This window comes from Methylobacterium sp. 22177 (assembly GCF_052045615.1).
Lineage (GTDB): Bacteria > Pseudomonadota > Alphaproteobacteria > Rhizobiales > Beijerinckiaceae > Methylobacterium > Methylobacterium radiotolerans.
In genome coordinates this window covers 1-22537 of record NZ_JBQEPK010000016.1, presented here as the reverse complement: position 1 = coordinate 22537, position 22537 = coordinate 1, and the positions used below count along the sequence as shown (strand labels likewise).

Here is a 22537-nt window from a genome sequence, read left to right as displayed (position 1 = left end):
ACGAGCCGGATGCCAGTGCTAAGGCCCCGCCCAGGCTAGCTTGGCCGTATGCATGACCCTTGGGGGTGGTGAGCCGAAGTTGGCCGCCTGGAGAGAATTGGACATCCGGCTTGGTGCCTATCCGACCACTCCCTTCGGCTCATTGCGACGAGGTTTTCTGTACTATCATCACACAAATGCATGCTTCGGATATATTGGAACGCCGAGCATGGATGTCGGATCACCCAATACTGCAAGTCCTAACAAGACGCCAATGTGGGTCATCGTGTCCGGTGTTTCACCAGAAACTAACGCGAGGTATCTAGACGGGCGGTTTTGCTTGTCACCAGCAGTCATATAGCCGTGATGTGTATTCCGAAGAGCTCTAATAATGTTCGCAACAAATGTATCTTTGTCCTCTTCGACTTCAGGTCCTAAGTGACGATCTCTCACCATAACGCCGCCATTAGAGGTTAATTTGGAGGGGACGAACACTGATTTGTATATCGTGTCTCTTAGGTCGTCGTACACCGCATTGGCGCCATTGCTCAGAATTGATCTGATAGGCGCCGGCACTGATGATAGACAACTAAGAACCATAGCTCTACCGGCAGATGGATTGAAAAGCAGCTTAAACCGCTCAGTTTTCTGGAAAGGTGCAGTAGCCCAATGACCATACAACTCATCTAATATATCTGCAACTTCAAATAATGCATATTTTCTAACCGCGATCTCGGAAGAAACTTGGCAACTCATTGCCTTGCGCAGCAAACGGTCCACAGAAAGAGCATGCTCAAAAGAATCTACGAAGTCGATCATTGCGCCTGATTCATGTATTGTCGGATCAGTCATGCGCACAGCGAGATCGTTATATTTATTTACTAACCATTCCAACCACTGTACAACTTGATTTGAGTCAAATCCATTCGTTTGTAGATACCGCCGTTGCGCAATGAATGGTTGCTTTAACGAATGTACCTTGGTGAAGCTGGAGCCTGACGGCCCACGAGCGAAATCCCAGCGACTACGGTATATGTCGAGCCAACTCGCGGGAAAGTCTGGCTGTTGAATTTCGACTAGCTCGCCCGGTATAAATATAATGTTCATCCCAGGACGTGCGGCTTGAAAATACGCAAGTACAGGATAAAGCGCAAGCATACCTAAATCTAGAACGGTGCGAAGTTGGTGCATTGGCGTGAGCATCTGCCAAGCTTGCAATGCTTTTAGATCGGGCGTGGATGGCAATGTGCTTGCGTCATATTGCGACAGCGTATAGCCAAGTCTTATTCCGCCGTAGCGTTTTTCAAACTCGTAATTTGTTGAAATTACAACAATTTTCCCACTAGGGAATAGGCGAAAAAACTCTGGGGCAATGTCTTCTCTTAAAAGATCTTGCAGCTGCTGAGCTTGACAGCTAGAGACGGCGTAAGTCAGATCATAAATGCCCTTCGCAGACTTGTGGTCGGATTTGAACGCATCGATGTTGCAATCCGATCTAGGCGACGCTGTTGCTGCTCCAAAACGGCCGTAGGCTGATGCAGCTACACGAGCCACTGAGCTAAATGAAGTTGCTGTTCCAAAATTTCCTTGGCTGATGATTTCGACAACCTGGGCTGCAGGCTGCAGATTGCTCCCTTGGACACGAGCTGGATCTCGTATCCAGACACCTGTCGAGTCATCCTGTACGTCGAAGCTCGTCCTAACTCTGAAAGCCTCTGCAATTTTGCGTGCGTTTTCAGTTTCCTTAGGGTTTCCGGGAATATTAGGCCCGACCTTTCCGTACCCATGGTCAGCCCAAGTTCCAGTTAGCAAAGCGGCCAAGTGAGGTTCCTTACATCATTCCGTGAACAGGCTGCACCTAATCCGCAGGTCAAAACATGCCCCTGCGCGGCTGACATTCCAGACATGTGCCATTCTTCAGAAAAATCCAGGGTCTTCCATCGACTGCCAAATGAACCGCCCGAAAGCACGCCTTTCGAAGGGCAGCTTTGGGTCGAGGGTGTGTGAAAACGCAGAGGCGATAGAAGGATTTTTTCGTGCGACCCAAGAAAGCGCTGGAACGGGCGCCTTAGAGGCAGCGGATTGGCCATTCAATAAGCCAGCTAGGCTGTCGGATCGAAGATTATTCTACAATCTTGGATCGCGCCTGCGTTTTCACACAGCCTGGGTCGAAAACGGCCGCTCGTTGCGGGTACCCAGCGTCGGATCTGGATCGCTAGCAGGGTCTCGCCGATGACGCGCCGCAGGCTGCCCTTGCCCAACGAAAGGCGGCAGCGTGCGGTAGCCTGGCGCGCAGGTCGATGTCGATCGTCCCCGCGCGCCCTTGCGTCGCAGAGGGAGGCGCCGGTGGTTTGACGGGGGATCGTCCAGGCTACGCGGCGGCCTCGTAGGCTTGCGGGCGGAGGTCGTAGCGAGGGAACAGCTCCATCTCGCGTGCCATCGCGTCGACCGTGAACCCGCCGTACTTGCGGCCCTCCGTCTGCGGCGCATGCCCCTGAATGGCGTCTAGGACCGAATCCCGCATCCCGCCGGTTCGGCCGCGCGTCTTGAAGCTGTGGCGCCAACCGTGGTTTGGGTCGACGCCGGTGTCGTCGATCCCGAGCTTGCGGACCCACGCCGCCAGCCGTTCCCCGACCTTCTTCGACAGCGGGTTGGCATCCGAGCCGCCGCGTCCGCGCGCGGGGTCGTAGAACAGGGGTCCCGTCCGCGTGGCGACGTAGTCGAGGAAGCCCATCTCGACGAGGTGCGGATGGATCGGCACGTCCCGAAACCGCTTCGTCTTGACCGTTCCCGCCTCAGGGGTGATGCGGAAGACGGGCACGCCCTTCTCGTGGCGGATGTCCTCGCGACGCAACTGGGTGATCTCGCCGACCCGCGCCCCGGAATAGGCGCACAGCCAAGGGACCCATCGCCGCGCCGCCGCGTGCTCGGGGCTGAGGCGTCTCCCGTGCGGCGCGAGCGCCGCCGCGAGGATGGTGGAGGCCTCGGCATCGGTGAAGTCGCGGTCCCGCGTGACCTGCCCCTCGACCACCTTCACCCGGATGTCCGCGCAGGGGTTGATCGCAACTTTGCGCTTGCCCTTGAGCCAGCCGAACAGCGCCTTCGCCGAGGCCACGTAGACGTCGCGGATGGTCTTGTTGCCGCGCCCCTCCGATTGAAGCGCGTCGACCCAATCCGAGACGTCGTCCGGCGTGACGCGGGCGAGGTCGTCGTGACCGACGGACGTCGCCAACGTCTCCAAGGCCGGACGCCACCGCTTCCGGGTGGAGGCCGCGAGCTTCGACTCGTCGGCGTATTTCGCGAACCACACGTCCAGGGGCAGGACGACCGCCACCGGCTTCTCGGCGGGCGCCTTGGGGAAGCGCCCGGCCAGCGGGTCGGGGCTGAAATCCCCGTCGAGATACTTCAGGCTCTGCTCGACGGCCTGGAGGATCGCCTTGGCGATCGCGTAATCGAGCGCGCCCCGCGTGTCCGGATCGACGCGCAGGCCCCGGTGCGCCAAGTGGGCGTCGATCTCCGGACCGTAGAAGCGCAGGAACGCGTCGCGGCTCTCCGGGGTGCGATCCGCGATGAACCGCTCGATGATGCCGGCCGTCGTGAGGCTCTGGAACGGCGAGAACTCGCCCGCCCGGTACCGGGCGACCAGGTCGTCGTAGACCTCGCCCGCGATGGCATTGACCTCAAGCAGGTTGAACCGCCGCACGCCGGCCCGCAGGTTGGCCCAACGGGCGTCGACCTTCGCAGCGTGGACGGCATGGCGGCGCTTGGCCTCGCCGACGTCTTTCGTCCCGAGGCTCGCCTTCTCCTCGCGCCGGCCGACGAGCGCCAAGAGGTCCTTCGGGACGCGCCTGCGGAACCAGAAGACGCCGGTCTTCGGATGGGGCCAGGGACGCGACATCGCCAGAACCACGTGTGTACCACCCGTGTGTACCACCGGACGGCCGCGAAGTCGCTGTTTCCCTTGGGTATCTCTGAAAAATAAAGCTTTTCAGGTCGATTGGCGGAGAGGGGGTCCGTGAAGCAGTGATCCAGATCACTCTTTCTCACGCGATCAAGTCTCTGAATTTGCTCACGTTATGCGATCTCGACCGTCCAGCGTTGTCTGGCCTGCGATCCCCAGTTCTGGGGGATGAGTGGGGGACGCGGTGGGGGGCGCAACAAGGATCACCACGTGGGAAAGCTGACAGCCAAACAGGTCGAGAACATCGGCGAGGCCGGCAAATACGAGGACGGAGAGGGGTTGCGGCTCCTGGTCGATAAGAACAGCAACAAGCGCTTCATCCTCCGGTACCAGTTCGAAGGTCGACGCCGGGAGATGGGACTCGGGGCATATCCAGGCGTGAGCCTAAAGGGAGCCCGAGACGCAGCCGCCGCGGTGCGAGTGCAGCTGAGTCGGCGGGTGGATCCGCTGGCAGCCAGGCAGGCGGCGGAGGAAACCGAACGGATGGAGCAGGCCAAGGTTCGCACGTTCGAGGAATGCGCCAAGGAGTACATCGCCGCGCACAGCCCCTCCTGGAAGAACGCGAAGCATCGGCAGCAGTGGCCGAACACGCTGACGACGTATGCCTACCCGGCGATCGGTGCGAAGCCCGTGCAGGAGGTAAGCACCGCCGACGTGCTGGCCATCCTCAAGCCGATCTGGATGACTAAGGCCGAGACCGCATCCCGGGTGCGGAACCGGATCGAGCTGGTGCTGGACGCCGCCCGTGCCCAGGGCCTGCGCTTAGGTGAGAACCCGGCGCAGTGGCGTGGCCACCTGGACAAGCTGCTGCCGAAGCGCTCGCAGGCGCAAGCGGTGAGGCATCGCCCTGCCATGCCCTGGGACGACGTGCCAGCCTTCATGACGCTGCTCACAGGCAGGAGGAGCGGCGCGGCGCGCGCGTTGCGGTTTACGATCTTGACGGCGTGCCGCTCCACCGAAGTCCTTCACGCGACCTGGGCCGAGTTCGATCTGAAGGCGCGCGTTTGGACGATCCCGGGCGAGCGGATGAAGGCCAACAAGCCTCACCGTGTGCCTCTGACGGACGCCATGCTGGAGGTGCTGGAGCTGCAGCGCGGCCACGACGAAACCTGGGTGTTCCCAGGATGGCGGGAAGGGCGGCCCTTCAGCAACATGGCCATGGTCAAGGTGATGCGCGACGCCGACCTCGGCCACTTCGTGCCCCACGGCTTCCGGTCGACGTTCCGCGACTGGTCGGCCGAGTGCACGATGTTCCCGCGGGACGTATGCGAGATGGCGCTGGCGCACGCGATCGAGAATCGGGTCGAAGCTGCCTACCGCCGCGGGGACCTATTCGAGAAGCGGCGAGCCCTCATGGAAGCCTGGTCTGACCATATCGCGCCGAGATTTGCCAGCGCTGCCGAGGCTGATCAGCTCGCGGCCTGATCGGCGCACCGGCGCAGCAGCCAGCATGCTGCTATCTTGCAGCAGGCTGGCTGTTCTTCCGCAGCTCGTAGGCCTCCAGTGCGTGCTCCAGCAGCTCGCACAGCATCAGGCCATCGCGTTCGGCGATGTCCCGAAGGCGTTCATCGAACTCCGGCGACACCCGCGTGGCGAACGGCAGGGTGCGATTTGTACGGCGGGCCGAGCGCATATCTCGCCGCGGGCGCGATGGGGTTGGCACCTGGACGGGGTTGGCTGGTGCAGTCTCCGGCGCTGTTGTGTTCTGCGACGCCTCATCAAGACCAGGTGGAGCTCCGAGCTTCGATCGGGATCTGATGTTCGATAGGTCGGCCATCCTGCTCAGCCCTCGATCCGGTTGACGATGGACTGGACCAGGGCGTCTGCGCGCTCGCGCAACCGGGCATGCTTCGCCTCAGTCACTGCGAGGCCGGCATTCTGGGCCTGCCGGTACAACGGACGCTCCACCAAGCTGCTGGCGAGTACGCTGTAGCCGGCCTGCTCGACGTAAGCGCGTGCGTCGGCTTCCTCAGCCTCAGTTGCCACGTGATTGAGGGCCATGACCAAGCGCTCACTTGGAATGCCTGCCCGGGTCAGTTCATGGAACAGCTTCACCGCCGGGCGCAGATCGTCGAGCGCAGCGCCGCTTGGTTGAACGACCAGATCGCTGGCCCTGGCGATCTCCAGCGTGCCGGCGCTTGCCCGGGCTGGGCCATCGATCACCAGCAGGTCGTACTCGCCAGCGACTGCCAGCGCCTTCGCTGCTGTAGGGAATGATTCGACGCTGATGCTCGGCTCGATACCCGCCTGGAGCCGCGTCCGGTTCCACTCAAGCGACGTCCCCTGCTGCAGGTCCAGGTCTGCCAGCTTCACTCGAAGTCCATTCGTCGCCGCTTCCCGCGAAAGCGCTCTGGCAAGGGTGCTTTTACCCGGACCTCCCTTCTGACTCACGAACGCGACCGTCACGGCCATACATGCTTGCCTCCGTCTGGATCGTAGGATTGCAGCAAGCTGACAGCATGCTGCCACGTGCTCGCAAGATGTCTGCGAGCTTGCAGCATGCTACCAAAATTTGATTAATGAACACAATGAGGTATGAGCATCGGCTATTGCCGACGCGCATCCTCAGTACCTTACAAGAATCCGACCTCTGCTTTCACTGTAGGGTAAAGCAGGCCCCGCACTACCGCCGCGCATCTCAGTGGTGTCCAGGCAGGCCGGGCAACGAGCGTGTACCTTGCCGGATTGGCGCCGCGCGTGGACTTGGCCGCTGTTGCAGGCGCGACAGACGAAGCTTGTGCCCCGCCACTCCGGACCAGGGCGCTCGGTATCGCCGTCATCCTCGATCTGAGCCAGCCACTCAGCCACAAACCCCACGCCAGAGACCTGCGTTGGCATCTTCGGTGTCACGGGATGCTCACCCCAACGCAGTGTTTCGGGATCGACCGGTAGGTAGCTGATCTCGTCACCGTACCGCACCTCGAGCAGCACCTCGCCATCGGGCGTGCGGTACTCAAACTGCTCGCGCTCGTATGACCAGGTGCTGATGCCAGGTTGCTGGCTGTGGAACCGGATGGAGCCCTCAGAGGCACGGATGGCGCGCGCGATCGGCTCGGCGTGGTTCTGGCCGCGCACCATCTGCCAGGCGGGCTCGCCATCGACCAGCACGCCAAGGAGGCGATCGGTCGGCTCGATGTAATTCGCAGGCGGCTTGCCCTTGGCGTCGCGGCCGCGGCGGTGCTCAGCCTCCCGATTGAAACAGCTCACGCAGAGGACCGCCGCAGGCTTGCTCGCAGTGCGCGACATGTGCCTGGCCTGCATTGTTGGACAGCGGATCAGGCGCATGCCGCCCCGGCCGCGCCGACAGCAGGTCCGCTGCTCGTCGGCGAGCGCTACGATGGCCCGGGTCTGACCTTCCGTCTGTTCGACCTCCTTGAGCGGGTCGCCCTCGCCGGCGTGGATGCGCCCCACGACACACCCGCGGCAGGCTGAGCAGGCAACCTCGTCCCGGTCCTTGGCGGTCCGGTAGCGGTTGACGCAAGTGTCGATCGACAGGGCGCTGGCCTTGATCTTGGTGCACTCGAAGTGCGTGAGGCCCAGGCCCGCCATCATCTCGCGATAGATGATGCCGTGAGCCGAGGCGTCGATCTCGGGGCTGACGGCGCGCATCACTGGCGCACCTCGCCAGCTAGGCCCAGCTCCAGGGCGCGGCGCTCAGCAGCACGCATGGGTGGTGGTGCGTCGTCCTCCTGCTCAGCGGCCTGCAGCTCGGCCACCTGCGCCTGCAGGTTGGCCAAGGCGGTAGCGGGGCGGGTCAGGGCAGGGGAGGAGCCGCTGCTCGCTGGCACGGTCTCCACAGCTGCCAGTGCCTTGTTGGCGGCCAGGATGCCCAGCTCCACCACGTCGCCGTGCGTCTTGCCGTGGCGCACAGCCAGGTCGCGAAGCAGCCCAGCCAGGCGGTCACTCAGGGTGATGGTGACGCGAGCCCTGCCGGCCGTTTTGAGGCGGTCGTTGTAGTCGCTCTGCCGTTGCTTTCCGGATTTGGCCATGGTGCACTCCAGTTGTGATGGAGTGCACATTGGCTTCACGACTGATTGTCAGCGATTACGGCCCGTCAGTTCTCACGGAACGTCCTTGCTGACGGATTGTCAGTGTTGACGAAAGTCTGTCGGGTTAGATTTGGCACTAATCAACGTCTTTCTTTTCAGCTCTAAAGATCCGATCCGATTCTCGATCTTACAGGGCCGCCAAAAACTAAGTCGAACTTACTGATATCACCCATTCAGCACCACTCTCGCGCCCGATCGCGGCGGCGTGTTGTAGATTAGGCACTATTGGCGACCGTTTGTTCGGAATCAAAAATGACTATTGCGAGCGCTCGCTGGCCACCAATAAAAATCTCGATCAACCCACGGAGGACGACGTGGCTGATCGAAATTTTCGGATCCTTATCGGTCTTGCGTGCTCTCTCGCGGTGTCAGCATGCGGTACGACGTTGCCAATCATGGATGTGAGGCACCCAGATCCGGGCGATTTCAACGATTTTGTACAGAACGTCGTCTATCATGTCCGCTGCGAGCTGCGGCGAGCGCTGAAGGCTAATACACTCAACAATCCAAAACGATTGGCGATATTGAAAAATTGGTCGGCCAAGATTGCGCTGAACCTTAAGGCGATGGACGAGGGAACGGCAAACCCTAGCGTGACCGGGATTCCCAGTACAATTTTTTCAATCGGGGCGACCGGTTCTTACAAAGCGGATGCAACCCGCGAAATGACGATGACATACTTCCTAACGGTGCAGGAGTTGCTCGCAGAACGGGAACCTGACGGGCAGCTGGCTCTGGATCCTATTTCGAAGCTGCCAATGCCTTGTCAGAGCGCCGACGATGGCTTTGCCCCTATCGGGGGGGACCTCGGCATCGAGCAAACAATGGCAGCCGCGTTCACGGCCTCAGACAACTTTTACTCGCTGTCTGATGTTGTTCAAGGCGGACCTTTCGACACAATTTCCCATCATGTCAATTTTACCGTCATCGCTGGCGCGACTGTTACGCCAACTTGGAAATTCGTAAAAATTACAGCCAACACCTCTGGAAGCTTTTTAGGAGCCAATCGCACGACGTACGACGACCTCCTAATCACGCTGGGGCCATCTGAACTAGGTACGAGGAAGCTTGTGAAAGGTGGTCGGGTCCGCGTGCTAGGCGCCTTAAGCGGCTCGTCCGAACTCGACCAGTCTTTCTTTGTAGAAAGGCTCAAAAATATATTTAGTTCACCAAGACCTGGCTTCTAAAGGGAATTGCAATGATTAGGGTACTCAGAAACGGATTTGCCGCGCTCGCTATGATAGCTAGCAACTTGTCAGGCGCACTGGCAAACGATTACAGCTGCATTTTGGGGGCTCGTATCCCCATGACGATTGCAGCGGCTCAAGCAAGTAAATGGAAATGCACGACGACATGCGCCGAACAGTTAGATCCTAACGCAACTCTCCTTCCGGATGAGGCTGAAATTTTCTCGAGAGATAACCGAGATAAGGAGTGGGGACCTCCCTACAAAAGGGGCGAGATCTGCATCGTTTATGTTGATCCCGGAAAGACAACGCGTGCGAGATATGGCGATGGCGCTAGATGTTTCCACGTTTACACCGCCAACCCAGCTGGTCCGTGTCAACCCAACGATCCCATACTCGCGAGCGACAAGGCTGTCGTCAAATAATTCATCCCCACCTTGGGGCCTCGAGTGGCGCTGCGCTCTGCAATGTGATCGTGCTTGGCGGCTCGATTACACCGCGTGACGTCATGTGTGCGAATCCCTTGCCGCGCCATGAAGTGACCCGTTTCGAAGCACGGCCTTTACCTCAACTGGAAAACTGCAATCCGAGCTTCGAGCAGGCCCAGAAGCTCCGCCAGCGGGTGATCTGCGCTCTGGGCACCGGAGGCCATCAGCACCAGCCTAGCGGCCTCGGCGGCGGCTTCTTGCTCGGCAGTCTGGATCGGTCGCAACGGCACCAGACGCGTGATCGCCCGGTAGTTTTCCGCCAGCGCCCGAACCTCGCTGTAGCGGAAGGGCTTGGCGGCCTCTCGCCGGCGCTCGATGCTGCCGTAGTCGGCCGGGCTTTGGACGGCCCGGGCGCGTTCCCAGGCCTCCACGATGGCCAGCTCGTACCGTACCTTGCCGCCGATTTTCGTGAAGACCGGGCCTCGAGCCTGTTGCCGCCACTGGATCAGCGTGTGAGCGCTCATCTTCCAGCGCTCCGCCAGCGCCTCGGTGGTGAGGAAGACGGGGGCCGCCATCAGTCGAAGTCGACGCGGTCGTACTCGGCGGTGCTCGCCGCCCGGCGCTTCGCTTCCCATTGCTCCACGTCGGCGATGGGGTACCGAACTCGGCCGCCCACCTTCACATACCGGGGACCTTTGCCCTTCACCCGCCAGTTCGCCAGGGTCGGTACCCCGACGGCGTTCCCCCAGCGGTCGGATAGCTGCTCGGGGCTGAGCATGATGGGCTGGGTCTTCTGCAGTGACATCGGGATACCTCCGCGGCATCCGGAGTGAGGCCGCCAAAAGCGTCCAGCGTCGAAATGACCTCAATGCAAGAGCGGTGAGCCAGAAATCTGCACGTAGTCTGGGTGTCAGAGTCGGAAAATTGAGTCGCTGGAACAGCTTAGTGAAAGCAGATTTTTCCGGGGGCGCACTATCCACAGGGCCTCGCCAGACGAGCACAGCAGCCGCATGGTCGTTTGCGCCCCTGGTGCGCCCCTGGCTTGCACTAAATTTTTCTGAGATCCGCGCCTGCCCAGTCTTTCAAGCACATGCGCGGCCAACTGGCGAATTTGAAACCCAGATAGCAAATCTGGGTGTCAGAGCGCGTATTGACCCTGCGTCGGCGGCTGGCCTTTATCACCGAAGTCCATCAGGACTCAGCAAGGATCAGCGAAAGAAATGCAGCAGTACCAGGACCAGGCCCAACGCTTCCTCACCCCGCTGGAGTTGTCCAGCCGCTGGTCCGGCACCATTGGAGTAACGACCCTAGCAAACTGGCGCTCCAGGGGCCGCGGGCCGAAGTACGCCAAAATTGGTGGGCGAGTTCTATACCCGGTTGCCCAGGTGGTCGCGTGGGAAGAGCACCACATGGCCTCGGGTACCGGCCAGTACCGGCCAGCTCCTGCGCTCACCAGTCCGGCGAAACGGATCGCCTGCGAAGGCAAGGTGCTGGCCATCTCGACCAAGAGCGCGAAGGAGCCCTGAAAGCTGCCGGCGCGGGCCGCATCCTGGTGAGGAGCGGCCCGCCGCAGTTAGGCGCCGCCCAAGACAGGGCGAGGCGGGTATGCCTTGGGATCCGTGACACCCTTCCGTACCAGACGGCTACAGGCCAGCCGGTAACCCCGCAGCTCTGTCAGCCAAGCCAGCTGCTGGGGCGTGGCGCCCTGGATGTCCGCCAGGTCCTCGAGGTCATCGATCTGCGGGCCAATGGCGGTATCCGTGAACGACCGAGTGACGGCAATCTTGTAGCCGACGAGGGCGCTGACGGGCCGGAACACCAGAGACTCGATGGCGAGCCCGTCCAGTGACGTCGGGTAGGGATCGTTCAGCGGGATGGAGACCGGCTTGCCGTCGGCGCCACGCAGCGCTTTCAGCCGGCTCATGCCCGGGGTGCGGAAGAACACGAGGACATAGCCGCTAGACCCGAGGCCCTGCGGGGTCGTAGGCTCCAAGTCGATCTGGAGGTGGTCGGCAAAGTCGTCAGGCAGCTGGACCAAGACGTCGCCGGTCACGGTACCGGTGGCCGTGTAGGTGTGGGTGATACGCATGGGGATGCTCCAATGGCGCCGGCCGGAATGGCCAGCCATGCGCCATGGTGATGTCCCGACCTAGAACACCGGCGTTCGCGGGGCAGCTGATTGTTTGCGAGCTACCTGCTCCGCCAGGTAAGGGCTGCTGACGCCGCCAGCGAGCTTGATCCGCTCCGCGAAACCGGTGCCGCGCTCAAGCGTCAAGGTGCTGGTGAAAGCTCGGAACGGCTGCAGGGAGTGGGCTACGTCGGAGACGTAGTACACGGCGAGAATCTCGCCGCGCTTGATCCTGACATAGTGGCCCGCCCGGATCTCCTCGCGCCCACGGATCGTGGCACTGCCACTCTCCAGGATGGCGTTGTCCTTGTTCTGCGCGACCAGCGATTGACGGCGAACTTTGATCCACTCGTAGATCTGGCCGTCGCGGGTCGCATGCTCGTCAGCAGGCAGGCCACTGCCAGTCTTCTTGATATCTGGGCTGCCAGTCCTGGTAGAGACGCGCATCATGCGCGGCCCGTACAGGCTCTTCTTCGAGTTGGTGTATCCGCTCAGGTCGATTGAGGCCCGCTCAGTTGGACTTCCTAGCCCTGCCTGACGAGAGGCGTAATCGCTGTTCAGGTTGAACGAGGGTGCATCCACCCAGTAGTAGTTCGCAACGCCACGGGCTGATCGGCCGATGTCCAGGTTGACGATGTCGGCGTCCGGCAGGTCATGGATCACTAGGTCGCCAGCCTTGTAGATTGCGCCAGGCTTGCTCGGACGCTTGACGAATCCGCCCTCAATCGGCTCACCAGTTAGGTCCAGGGCTGGATTGCTGCGGTAGATCAGGGTCGGCCCGGTCTCGTCATCGTCCACGAACAGCTCGTGCCAGGGGCCGATGTCGAGATAGCGCGTCATCAACGAATAGACGTCGTCATCGGTGCCCTCGAAGGCCTGGAGTGCGACGCAGCCCGGGCGAGCCATATCGGTGCGCACGCCGATCTTGTTGGGGAAGCCCGCTTCGGGGACTTCGCTCATGCCCACGACGAAGGGGTTGATCACCTCATCGATCAATGCCTTCACGAAGGCGACGTTCGTTAGCGTGTTCTCGACCTGGTAGCGCTCGAAGATCTTGAAGGTGGACAGGTAGCTATCACCGATCAGCCATTGGCTCATGAAGAACAGGCGGTACCACTGCAGCAGCGCGCCGAAATCCAGACCAGTGATTGAGACGCGACGCTGAGGGCGGCCATTCGGATCAACGCCCTGCTGCCGGCGAACATCGGTGACGATGCCCCACATGACCAGAGGCAGCTTGGCGCCGGGCTCGCCCACCCCATGTCGCAATCGGATCTCGATGCGGTCCATTGGCTCGATGTGACCGTAGGCGCTGTCCATCCCAATACCGACGACCTCGTATGGCCGATCCAGCAGCAGCAGCGCGAAGCCGCCGGCCGGCTCGTGAACGCTCTTGCGCGTGGCGATCGAGGTGCCGTCGCCGAACCAGGGGGTCATATCGATGACCGACCCTGTTCCACGGAACCGGTTGGAGGTCATCTCAACACCGTCGACCGTATCGCGGCGGATGGTCTTGTGCAGGAGGACTTGGTACTTGGGTGTGTGGACTGCGACGTCCATAGGTCGATGCTCTCAAGGTCATGGCGTTGAGAGCAAGGATCGCTTCACGACCGCGGCAGCGGGTCAGCAAGTGCCAACCCGCGCCCGAGGGCTACCTAGCCCCGCTTACAGACTGGCGCACCGTGCTGGTGGGCACCGACGGGCTGGCGATCTGATTGCCGTTGGCGTCGGTGATCACCAGCGGGTCGTGGGTGACGTGCACGTCGACCCGCTGGGCCTGCTGCGCCTGCTGGGCGGCGATCTCGCGCTTGTACTTCTCGATCGTCGGCAGATAGTCAGCGTTCTCCCGACCCCACTGCGACCGGTCATAGCCGCCATGGTAGGAGCGGATCACCGAGTCCTTGTCGCCGCCGTAGATGCTGTTCCGTTCCTGCATCATCTTCTCGTACAGCTCGATCGAGTGATCGAAATTATTCGGATCGCGGCGGCCCGGGGCACCGTAGGCGTCGATATACTGCGGCATGATCTGGAAGTAGCCCTGAGCGCCCTTCTTGCTCACCCGTCCGGCTTGCCCAGAAGACTCGGTCATGGCGATCGCGGCGGTGGTCCCTGGCTCAAACCCTAGCTTCTGGTCCGCCTTCGCCATGCGGGCCATCTGCGAATCCGAGAAGGGGCCATAGGAACTGGTGCTGCCCGTTCCCGCCGGCACCACGTCGTTCAGCGAGGCGCCGCGCTCGAGCTGCTTGGTCATGTCCTCCTGGTGCGTCTTGACCTTCGCCAGCTCGGCGTCGAGGTCGGCCTTGGCAGCATCGCGGCGATCCTTCGCGAACCTCTGCTCATCGGTCATGCCCCAGCCCGTCGCACGCGGCCCGAAGGGCGTGATTTTCTCGTACTCGGTCTGAGCGTCCCGGTACGCCTGACCGACAGGGCCTGCCTCGATCTCCTTGATCTTGTTCAGGGACATATCGGTGAGCTTGGCGCGCTGCTCGGCCAACGGATCGAAGCCGGTCCACTTCAGCACGGCGTTCTGGATGTTGGTCAGCGTCGGGATCAGGTTGTCGGCCAGGTGCTGCAGGACCTTGGCGGAGGCGATCTGGGCCCGGCGAGCCTCATCCGCCTCGGTCGACTCCTGGTTGCGGCCAGCCACCTGCTTCAGCAGATCGCTCTTTTCGGCGTCGCTCAGGCTGTCATTCTGGACGATCTGGCCCATCGTGTTCCAGGCCGTGCTGTTGACCTTGTTCAGGTCGATGCCCGACGCAGTAAGCTTGCGGCCGATGCTGCCGACCACCTTGTCGTCCATCGCCAAGCCTGCCGCGGCCTGCTGGCGGGTGCCGCCGAAGACGTTGGTGTAGGCGTCGAGCATCATGCCGATGGGCCGGCCGGCATATTCCTGCCGAATCGCCGCCATCTGGATCTCATAGTTGGTGCGGTTGTCGTTGGCTGCGGCCGGCAGGGCCTCCCCGTTGCGACGGGCCGCGAGGGCATAGGCGCTGCCTTCACCGAACACGCTGGCGCCGGTGGCGAACAGGCCGCCCTCGTTCATTATGCGGGCGTTGTAGGGATCCAGGCCCCGCTCACGGTTCTGGACGGCGAACATCCAGTTCTGCGAGGCTTCGTTGTTGCCGCCGCTGCGCACCGCGGCGTCCCAGGTGCCGACCATGGTCGAGGCGGTATCGACCGTCATGCCAGCGAGCCCGGTCTTCTTCAGGCCGGAAAGCAGGCCAAGGAAGCCTTCGCCACCGGTTGCGGACAGGTTCGCGGCTGAGCTGCGTTCCATATAGCCCTGCATGGCGCCGGCCAGCTCGGCCATCTTGGCGGAGCCGCCCGACTTGGTGATGGCCTCCGCCAGCATGGCTGCGAGCCGCCGATCGTCCTGGACGTTGCGGGTGATGCCCAGGCCCGCCATGTGGCCGAAGAACTGATTGCCGGCCGCAGGATCGAGCCCGAAGGAGCGTGCGAAGCCGACACCGACCCCAACCCGATCGCGCAGGCCGTCGACGTCGCCCTGGTGGCCGGCGATGCGGGCGTAACTGTCCTGCAGTTCGGCGGATTTCTCGTCGGTGAGCGCGTACTCATGACCGAGCTTCCGGTTGGACTCCTTGAGCTGGTCGAAGCTGACACCCAGGTCGCCGAGCGCACGCTTCAGCGTATCGATCTGGATGCTCAGGTCGCGGGCCTCGCCGACACCGCCCAGCACCGCGGTACCGGCACCGAGGACGCCGCCTGCGATGGCACCGATGGGGCCAGCACGGGAGCCTGCCAGGGCGCCGCTGAGTGCGCCGCCGGTCAACCCGCCCACCTGACTGGCAACACCGCCGGCGACACCTGCAGCGCCTCCCATAACGTAGCTCTGCCAAGCCGGCGTCTTGCCATCACCGTTGCGGCGGCCATCACCATTGCCGGCACCGCGGCCAGCTCCCGAAGGAGTGGGCTCAGATGGCGCTGAGGTAGCGATTGCCGAGGGATCGAGCATCCGCACCATGGTCGCGGCATGGCCGGCCCGTTGCTTCTCGCTGGTCCAGACCCGGTCCCATTCGACCTGATGGAAGCCCTTACCGCCCTGGCCAGCGCCTTCGAGCGTCTTGCGCAGGCCCGCCCCCAGGCGCTGCATGGACTCGAACGCCTTCTGCATGCGCTGGACGTCCTGCAGGCTGCTGCCGGAGATGGGCTGGAACTTGAAGTGGCCGGCCTTCTCGGCGACCTTACCGAGGGCGTTGAATGCCGCCTCGATCTGCTTGATCTGACCGTTTACGTCGCCGGTGTTGAGGGTCGCGCTGACGGGGATTTTGATACCGCTCATGCCGTCACCCCCAGCAGGGTAGCCATTTCGTCAGTCAGCGGGGCGCCGGCCGCGATCTGCTGGCGGATGTCGCGAGCGTCGTGGCCGGTGATCTGGCCGGCAGCGACAGCGCGCTCCAGGGCGGTGTACAGGTTGGCCAGGGCGGCCTTGTGGGCGGTGGCCTGGACAGCCTTGCTGGTGGCGAGCCGGGCGCGCAGCTGCTCGCGGGTCTCGTTACCAATCATGCCTGAGCCCCCTGCATGACGGAGCCCACGCGGACGACCAGGTCGCCGTCATCGGGCTTCACGCCAGCCTCGACGGCCTGCAGAAAGGCCTGCGCGTCGCTGCCGGTCAGCCGGCCGCGGACAACCAGGTCGTCTAGCTCAGCGCGCAGCTTGAGGAGTTCGGCGGCGGTCGCCTTGCGGTCCCAGGCTTCTGCAGCGGTGGGGGCAGCCTGCGTCTCGGCGGCCTGGGATTTCGCCAGGATGACGCGGCGCTTGGGTTTGGTGGCGGCCTGCTTGGCCTTCGCGGCCCGAAGCAGGCTGACGAGCTGGTGGAATTTGGACATGTTAGGTCCTCGAGGCCGCTCGCCGGTGCGGCGACCTCATGAAAGGGTCAGTGGGTGGAGGTCTGGGTCGAGCCGCTAGTCATCAGCTGGGCCTCGGCCGCGATGTTGCGAGCGCGCTGCTGCTCGGCCAGCAGCGCCAGCAGGGGACCGACGACGCTGTCATCGCGCTCGGCCTGGTCGAACGCCTTGACCATCAGAGCCGGCGTGCGGGCCTGGATCAGGCGCTGGAAGGTCGGGTTAAGGCGCAGGGCCTCGGCGACTTCCTTATCGATTGAGTCTGCGAAGGCCTTCTCCTCGGCAGTAAGTACGTTGTGCGGGCGTGGATTGCCCGGGTTACCTGGACCGAAGCGGCCGTTGGCGTCGCGCTGGGAGTTCGTCATGTCAGCGTCCCTCAACCGTGCCTGCTCACGAGGAGCTTGAGGTCGCTAGAGGCGCGGTAGTCGCCACTGGGGCGGAACTGATAGCGGCCCGAGGCTTGCTCGGCGCCGCGCAGCTCCTGGTAGCAGAGGAGAAAGGTCCTCTCGGCCAGGGCGATTCGCTCGCGAGCGACACGTAGGGTGGCGTCGGTCTTGGTTTCCGCCAGGAGCTTCTGCGCTGCAGCCAGCTCGGCTTGCTCGGCGGTAGGAAGAGCGCTCGCAGCATTGCCGGCAGCGATGGCAACCAGGCGCTCCAGATCGGCGATATCGTCGGGCAGGCCCAGCGCCTCAAGGGCGTCTTCCGGGAGACTGGTACCGGCGGCGCGACGGGCCTTCAGCTCGGCGAGAGCGCCCTGCTTGGCGGCCAGGGTGGCGCGCAGCTTGTCCGCGGCCTCCGTCAGCTCGCCATGGGCGGCGGCTGCCTTGTCCATGGCAGCCTGAGCGGTGGCAACACGCTGCGCGGCGCTCTCGATGGCGGGGTCGTATGCAACGATAGGAGTGTCCTCGGGGGCAATCTCAGCCAGAGCTACGGCGGCACCAGATTGGGCGATGGCGGCATGCTGGGCGTCGGCCAGGGCAATCCCCGCGGCCTGGATCTCTTCGGCCTCCTGCGCGGCGATGATGGCCTTCTCGGCGGCTTCAGCCTGCTGTGCGGTGGCCAGCTCGGCCTCCAGACGGGCGACTTCGTTGCGGTCGGAGCGGCTTGGCTCACCAGCGACAAGGGCGGCATCTAAGGCTACCTGGGCGGCCTTCAGTTCGGTGTTCAGTTGGTCAATCTGCGTCGACATCTGTAGTGCCTCGGAATAGTATGAATTTGCTGTGTTTACCGGCGAGGACCGTTGCTATGCCGTTGCCTCACCGTTGATTGAATGGTGGCGTCACGACACTTCGAGGCGGTAGGAATGGAGCGATCGACAGCAGCACATGTGCCCCTGCCGACCCACGCGCAGGCGCAGCGCTTCGCCGAGGCGGTTGAGCGGCTGGCGGCTGCTGAGGCCGATGGGGCTCGCCTGGATCTGGACGCCTGGTACGGGCTGCCGGCCTACGATGAGGCGCTGAGCCAGGCGTACCGGCAGGAGATGGTGCATGGCGAACTGGCGGCCGACGGCACCTCGTTCGACATCGATCGCATCAACGCCCAGCCGGCGGAGTGCGTGGCAGCCATGTCAGCAGCCCAGGCCCGGCACCTGGTGCACTGGCTCTACCGGAACGAGCGTGTCAGCCACGGCTATGGCTCGCCGGTGCGGGAGGCCATCAGGTCTGGCGCCCTGGAGTTGGCCGCCAGCAAGATAGCGGCATGCTGCAAGCTCGCAGCCAACTGACCACCACGTGACGGCAACCTAGCGGCTCCACAACCGCGAGATTGCCGTCATGCTTCATCGTTTCTGCGCCACCGCGGCGCTGCTGTTCTGTACCGTCACGGCCCAAGCCGACGAGGCTGAGCTGCTGACGGGTCGCCTGTACGCCGCCGACGCTCTGCCTGAGCGCATCATGGGGCGTGTCGAGGAGGTGTTCCTTGTCGAACTGCCAAAGGACGCCAGCCAGCAGGCGCGCGAGGACCTGCACCTGAGGATCGGTGTCTTCAGGATCTACCCGGGCGAGGCCGTCGAGCGCCCAGAGCTGCGCGGCACCATCGCCAGGGCGGCGCTGTACGCTGACGGCCGCTATGACTGGCAACTCACCATGGCGGAGCGCCGCCGGTACCTCTCCTGGCACCGTGAGCACCCGCCGGTAGCGTGGGAGCACGCCTCAAACGCTGCAGCCGCCTGCGCGCAGCACGACACCGGGAACCCCTACATCGGCCAGGCGGACGCGTGCCAGCTGGGCCAGCCGGCGATGTCGCTGCTGGATAGCTTGCTACGCCTGTCGTGGTAGCGGCACACAGACCTACCGGCGCGGCTCTGTCGAAGGCGTGAAGTAGGCAGTGATCGTCGAGAACCAGGAGACTGCACTCGGTGGCGCAACCTGCGTCTGCCGCCACTCCGCCTCATCCTCAGCGACCTGTGCGGCCATGAGCGCCGCAACGTAGGTGTCCTCGTGCTCGCGGCACTCATCCAAGGCGCTGAGCTGAGCGGCCTGCTTGGTGTGTGAGAAGGGCTGCCGGCCGTAGGCATCACGGACGCAGGTGTGCCAGGTCTGCTCCAGAGCCGGCAGGCGGGCCGCGATCGGATCTGGCCCTGCGCTGCTCGGGGTCGAGCTGAGGGTCAGCAGAACCAGAGAAAGGAGGAGCGAGCGCATGAGGGCCAATCTGCCTCAGCGCTCGTCCTCAGACAAGAACAAATTGGCAACATCAGTGCGCCAGGGAGCGGCTGTGCACAGCACCTCGGCTGGGTATCGGGTGCGATTTTGACGCGCCGCCGATACTGAACTCCAAGCTGTTTGCCAAAAATTTACAAAGCCATCACGGTTTGAAGTGGGGCGGCGGTTTTAATGAACGATTCTGGATCTATGCCAGCGTCTACCATGAATGGTGCGTCTTTGAGCTTCTGCCGGAGTCCCAACATTCTGGCCGAAGCGCGACTAATGAATACGTTGTAGGCCATCGGACGGATCACAACTCGACCATCCCACTCTTTACGTTCCCCGGCCTCCGTCTGCTCTACCAGAGAACCAAGAACGAAACATGTGACTCTCGTGGACTCGGTGACGAGGCCCTTCTTAATCAGCTCTTTAACGTACTTCCATGCCTGGTCCTTTTGTTCGCCACCAATCGGAACACCCGGGCGCTTAATCTCAGCGATAACTAGATGAGCAACGCCGATTACCTCATGAGCAGCGTCATACGCATCTCGGCTGTAGAAGCCAACAGAGCTATCGGGCAGAACAACAAAATCCGGCCTGAGCCGAGACCCAGTCTCAGCGCTACCAAAGATTTTTCGTATGACCTCTGTCATGCCTCTATTGCTGGTGAATTCGATCGACTCGAATTCCGGTCCAAAGACCCACAAGCTTTTGTCAAACAGAGGCTGAAGATCCCTAACTTCGTCTGACGCTTCGTCGCGAAGCTTCCTGTCTAACTCCTCTATCAGCTGAAGGCGAGATTGTATCTCGTCTAATGCGATTTTTGCGGTTCGGACGTTCCAGTCGCTTAGTATCTGGTGAAGGTCATCGAGGTCGCCGGGATTCATGTCGTGGAGGCGCCGTATTAGCCCGTATTTACTGGTAGAAAGCTCAAGATTTGCAAGTACGCTTGCAACTTGTTGAGCTTCTTCCGTGTTTATGGATGGGCATCGATCCACAACTTGATCAACAAACGCCATCCACTTGTCCCTACTCGCCGGAGACAATTTGCTCACAGTAGGCATGAGGTTTTCGCGAATGCTTTCCTTCGCTTCTTCTCGCCGTCCGGACGTAACTGAGGCGATAAATTCACGTATTTTTCCATGTATAGCCTCGCGCGTTTCTATCCAAACGGAATTTGCTGGTTGGAAACCCGTCCAGTCCGGCAATACCGCCCCGCGGTCGGCAAGGTAGTCAGCTCTGACAATGAAGATGAAGCGCTTTGCTTCATTCGTCCGGCCGTCAAGAATGCGTTCTTGGTCGAACCCAATCCATCCTGGCGCTCCAACCAACCGGGCGTTCACCCGCCATGCGATTCCATGATGACGAGTGGTCTTATCTGCTTTTTGGGTGTCGATCACAATAAGTGTTGCGATACCGAACGGATCGACAGGAATCTCGACTTCATGCATGCGCGATGGTGGTATATCGTCAAAACTGACTTTAATTCCATTGATCGCGACTGAGAAGGTCGGATCGGACAAAAACCTTGTCCCGATGATCTCGCGCGCTTCATCAGCAGACATCGAGATACGCACCGGCGCTGATGAGCTGATCTCGGTTCCATGCCCCGTCACGCCGTTGCGTTTCGTAAGCAGGCGGATGTCGAAAGGCTGTTTTGAACTACGCCGGACTTCGTAGGTAGCCTCGACCCCATCGCGCCAAGTGCGGACGCGGTACGGGTCGCCAAAGCGGAATGCAGCATGCCGGCCACGACCATTCCGTCCGTAAGGCGATCGCGGTGGATAATCTTTGAGGGTAGGCGGCGCCTCTACCCTTGGCCCTTCATCCATAGTTCGGTTGTAATCGATCACACGCCACCGCCGGTCAAATTGGCTGGGCGTCAATCCTTTTCCATTGTCTTTAATAGAAAATTGAATATCAGCATCATGCGAAGGCCAAACAATATCTACCTTGGTTGCGTAGGCATCCCACGCGTTAGCCACCAATTCGATGATCGCGACTGCTGGGTCGCTGATGATGCTGCCGGCGTGCCGCTCCAAAAAACGCTCATCGAAAAGCACGCCCTGCTCGGCCATCGGTCCCTCCCGCTTACCTGCAGTTAGACCTTCTCGCCTCTAAGCTGTCCACCGTCGTTGTGGTGGCTTCCCGGAGCGCCCTGTGTCTGTTGCTGTTTTGCTACCCGCAGTGGGCCAAAGGCGCTCTGCACGCCCTCTTCACACTGGCCGTGGAGATCCCGAACTGGGCAGCGGTCGCTGCGATGCTGGCTGAGTGCTCCTTGCGCCAGGCGGCCACGGTGGCGTCGTCTATGACCTTCTCCCGGCCGAGAGCCTTCCCCTCAGCCTTGGCGCGCTGGATACCGGCCACCTGCCGCGCCCTGATGTTAGCCCGCTCCAGCTCGGCGACAGCGGCTAGCATTGTGAGCATGGCCTTGCCGATCGGCGTCGACAGGTCAAACCCCTCGCGCAGGCTGATGATCGCCACACCCTTCGCCTGCAGAGCCTCGACAGTGGCCAGGACGTCGAGCGTGTCACGTCCCAGGCGATCGACGGCGCCGACAATGAGTGTGTCGCCATTCCGCGCCCAGCTCAGCAGCTTGGAGAAGCCAGGCCGATCTGCGGCCCGCACCAGACCAGAAACCCCCTCGTCGGCGAACCACTCAACGACCTTGTGCCGCTGCTCGATGCTGTGGCGCTGAGCCTCGACGGTACGCGTCCGGTGAAGGCCGCCCCCGGAGGCATCGCGCGCTCGGCTGAAGCCTGACCTTAATGCTGGCGTTAAGGTCGGCGGGTCAGGATGATGCGGGTCGAGGTACTGGAGGGGATCGAACGACGGCGGCGTTGGTCGTTCGAGGACAAGGCGCGGATCGTCGAAGCCTCGTACGAGGCCGGCGTGTCGGTGTGTTCGGTGGCCCGCCGGAACGGGATCGCTCAGGGCCTGCTGTTCACGTGGCGACGCCAGGCTCGGCAAGGCCGTCTGGGCGGGGACGGGCAGGCTCCGGTGTTCGTCCCCGTGGCCATCACTCCGGAGCCGTCGTCGGCGGTTTTGGCGCCGCGGTCGGATGATCCGGGTGCTGCGGCCCAGCCCCGTCGCGCACGGCGCAAGACCGGTGTCATCGAGATCGATCTCGGCGGCGGCCGTCGTCTCAAGGTCGACCGGGATGTCGATGCCGCGGCGCTGCGCCGGGTGCTCGATGCCCTGGAGGGCCGATGATCCCGCTGCCGGCCAATGTCCGGGTCTGGCTGGCCACCGGCCACACCGACATGCGCAAGGGCTTTTCCAGTCTCGGCCTGATCGTCCA

23 protein-coding genes and 1 pseudogene are annotated in these 22537 nt (G+C 62.2%); 6 read left to right on the top strand and 18 right to left on the bottom strand.

Annotated elements, in window-relative coordinates:
* Nucleotides 1-168: 168 nt before the first annotated feature.
* Both ACTJK8_RS16025 and ACTJK8_RS16020 read right to left on the bottom strand, forming a co-directional pair.
* Nucleotides 169-1800: a hypothetical protein gene (locus ACTJK8_RS16025; protein ID WP_440762191.1), complete on the bottom strand. Its 1632-nt coding sequence runs from the start codon at nt 1798-1800 to the stop codon at nt 169-171.
* Nucleotides 1801-2350: 550 nt separating this feature from the next.
* Nucleotides 2351-3877, bottom strand: a complete 1527-nt coding sequence (locus ACTJK8_RS16020; RefSeq protein WP_440762190.1) for a DUF6538 domain-containing protein — start codon at nt 3875-3877, stop codon at nt 2351-2353.
* Nucleotides 3878-4150: 273 nt separating this feature from the next.
* Between ACTJK8_RS16020 and ACTJK8_RS16015 the strand changes: the two genes are divergently transcribed.
* The gene (locus tag ACTJK8_RS16015) at nt 4151-5365 is read left to right on the top strand and encodes a tyrosine-type recombinase/integrase (RefSeq protein WP_440762189.1); all 1215 of its coding nucleotides are present in this window, start codon (nt 4151-4153) and stop codon (nt 5363-5365) included.
* 31 nt (nt 5366-5396) lie between these two features.
* Here the strand turns inward: ACTJK8_RS16015 and ACTJK8_RS16010 are convergent, their stop codons facing one another.
* The 4 genes from ACTJK8_RS16010 to ACTJK8_RS15995 all read right to left on the bottom strand — a co-directional run bounded on the left by ACTJK8_RS16010 (nt 5397) and on the right by ACTJK8_RS15995 (nt 7929).
* Complete coding sequence (locus ACTJK8_RS16010) at nt 5397-5573, bottom strand: hypothetical protein (protein WP_440762188.1); 177 nt, start codon at nt 5571-5573, stop codon at nt 5397-5399.
* A gap of 149 nt (nt 5574-5722) precedes the next feature.
* Nucleotides 5723-6352, bottom strand: coding sequence for a ParA family protein (locus ACTJK8_RS16005; RefSeq protein ID WP_440762187.1), 630 nt, complete (start codon nt 6350-6352; stop codon nt 5723-5725).
* 153 nt (nt 6353-6505) lie between these two features.
* Entirely contained in the window at nt 6506-7549 is a 1044-nt protein-coding gene (locus ACTJK8_RS16000) for a hypothetical protein (RefSeq protein WP_440762186.1), read from the bottom strand.
* Complete coding sequence (locus ACTJK8_RS15995) at nt 7549-7929, bottom strand: hypothetical protein (RefSeq protein ID WP_440762185.1); 381 nt, start codon at nt 7927-7929, stop codon at nt 7549-7551. The genes ACTJK8_RS16000 and ACTJK8_RS15995 overlap by 1 nt, the downstream gene beginning before the upstream one ends.
* 296 nt (nt 7930-8225) lie before the next feature.
* Here ACTJK8_RS15995 and ACTJK8_RS15990 point away from each other — a divergent pair, with 296 nt between their 5' ends.
* Nucleotides 8226-9176 carry a hypothetical protein gene (locus tag ACTJK8_RS15990; protein ID WP_440762184.1) on the top strand — a complete coding sequence of 317 codons (951 nt, stop codon included), beginning with the start codon at nt 8226-8228 and terminating at the stop codon, nt 9174-9176.
* A 562-nt stretch (nt 9177-9738) separates the two neighbouring features.
* On the opposite strand, the gene ACTJK8_RS15985 is transcribed toward ACTJK8_RS15990, so the two are convergent.
* The gene (locus tag ACTJK8_RS15985; RefSeq protein WP_440762183.1) at nt 9739-10179 is read right to left on the bottom strand and encodes a helix-turn-helix transcriptional regulator; all 441 of its coding nucleotides are present in this window, start codon (nt 10177-10179) and stop codon (nt 9739-9741) included.
* A complete protein-coding gene (locus ACTJK8_RS15980) occupies nt 10179-10409 on the bottom strand; it encodes a helix-turn-helix transcriptional regulator (RefSeq protein WP_440762182.1) in 231 nt (76 codons plus the stop codon). The genes ACTJK8_RS15985 and ACTJK8_RS15980 overlap by 1 nt, the downstream gene beginning before the upstream one ends.
* Nucleotides 10410-10824: 415 nt before the next feature.
* Between ACTJK8_RS15980 and ACTJK8_RS15975 the strand changes: the two genes are divergently transcribed.
* The gene (locus ACTJK8_RS15975; protein ID WP_440762181.1) at nt 10825-11130 is read left to right on the top strand and encodes a helix-turn-helix transcriptional regulator; all 306 of its coding nucleotides are present in this window, start codon (nt 10825-10827) and stop codon (nt 11128-11130) included.
* A gap of 47 nt (nt 11131-11177) precedes the next feature.
* Here ACTJK8_RS15975 and ACTJK8_RS15970 read toward each other — a convergent pair whose 3' ends face one another.
* From ACTJK8_RS15970 to ACTJK8_RS15940, 7 genes are all read right to left on the bottom strand, one after another.
* On the bottom strand, nt 11178-11693 hold the full coding sequence (locus ACTJK8_RS15970; RefSeq protein WP_440762180.1) for a hypothetical protein: 516 nt from the start codon (nt 11691-11693) through the stop codon (nt 11178-11180).
* A gap of 60 nt (nt 11694-11753) precedes the next feature.
* Complete coding sequence (locus ACTJK8_RS15965; RefSeq protein ID WP_440762179.1) at nt 11754-13292, bottom strand: hypothetical protein; 1539 nt, start codon at nt 13290-13292, stop codon at nt 11754-11756.
* Nucleotides 13293-13383: 91 nt separating this feature from the next.
* On the bottom strand, nt 13384-16032 hold the full coding sequence (locus tag ACTJK8_RS15960; RefSeq protein ID WP_440762178.1) for a transglycosylase SLT domain-containing protein: 2649 nt from the start codon (nt 16030-16032) through the stop codon (nt 13384-13386).
* Nucleotides 16029-16256, bottom strand: a complete 228-nt coding sequence (locus ACTJK8_RS15955) for a hypothetical protein (protein WP_440762177.1) — start codon at nt 16254-16256, stop codon at nt 16029-16031. Before ACTJK8_RS15955 ends, ACTJK8_RS15960 begins: the two co-directional genes overlap by 4 nt.
* On the bottom strand, nt 16253-16579 hold the full coding sequence (locus ACTJK8_RS15950) for a hypothetical protein (RefSeq protein ID WP_440762176.1): 327 nt from the start codon (nt 16577-16579) through the stop codon (nt 16253-16255). Before ACTJK8_RS15950 ends, ACTJK8_RS15955 begins: the two co-directional genes overlap by 4 nt.
* Nucleotides 16580-16626: 47 nt before the next feature.
* Nucleotides 16627-16959, bottom strand: coding sequence for a hypothetical protein (locus ACTJK8_RS15945; RefSeq protein WP_440762175.1), 333 nt, complete (start codon nt 16957-16959; stop codon nt 16627-16629).
* An 11-nt stretch (nt 16960-16970) separates the two neighbouring features.
* A complete protein-coding gene (locus tag ACTJK8_RS15940; protein ID WP_440762174.1) occupies nt 16971-17783 on the bottom strand; it encodes a hypothetical protein in 813 nt (270 codons plus the stop codon).
* A gap of 138 nt (nt 17784-17921) precedes the next feature.
* Between ACTJK8_RS15940 and ACTJK8_RS15935 the strand changes: the two genes are divergently transcribed.
* Nucleotides 17922-18317: a hypothetical protein gene (locus tag ACTJK8_RS15935; RefSeq protein ID WP_440762173.1), complete on the top strand. Its 396-nt coding sequence runs from the start codon at nt 17922-17924 to the stop codon at nt 18315-18317.
* Nucleotides 18318-18366: 49 nt separating this feature from the next.
* Nucleotides 18367-18870, top strand: coding sequence for a hypothetical protein (locus tag ACTJK8_RS15930; RefSeq protein WP_440762172.1), 504 nt, complete (start codon nt 18367-18369; stop codon nt 18868-18870).
* A 12-nt stretch (nt 18871-18882) separates the two neighbouring features.
* Here the strand turns inward: ACTJK8_RS15930 and ACTJK8_RS15925 are convergent, their stop codons facing one another.
* From ACTJK8_RS15925 to ACTJK8_RS15915, 3 genes and pseudogenes are all read right to left on the bottom strand, one after another.
* The gene (locus ACTJK8_RS15925; RefSeq protein ID WP_440762171.1) at nt 18883-19233 is read right to left on the bottom strand and encodes a hypothetical protein; all 351 of its coding nucleotides are present in this window, start codon (nt 19231-19233) and stop codon (nt 18883-18885) included.
* Between the two features lie 152 nt (nt 19234-19385).
* Entirely contained in the window at nt 19386-21314 is a 1929-nt protein-coding gene (locus ACTJK8_RS15920; protein WP_440762170.1) for an ATP-binding protein, read from the bottom strand.
* A 100-nt stretch (nt 21315-21414) separates the two neighbouring features.
* Nucleotides 21415-21930 (bottom strand): annotated as a pseudogene (locus ACTJK8_RS15915) (recombinase family protein); the annotation flags it as partial.
* Between the two features lie 102 nt (nt 21931-22032).
* On the opposite strand from ACTJK8_RS15915, the gene tnpA reads away from it, so the two are divergent.
* On the top strand, nt 22033-22449 hold the full coding sequence (gene tnpA / locus ACTJK8_RS15910) for an IS66-like element accessory protein TnpA (RefSeq protein WP_070998920.1): 417 nt from the start codon (nt 22033-22035) through the stop codon (nt 22447-22449).
* Nucleotides 22450-22537: the final 88 nt, after the last annotated feature.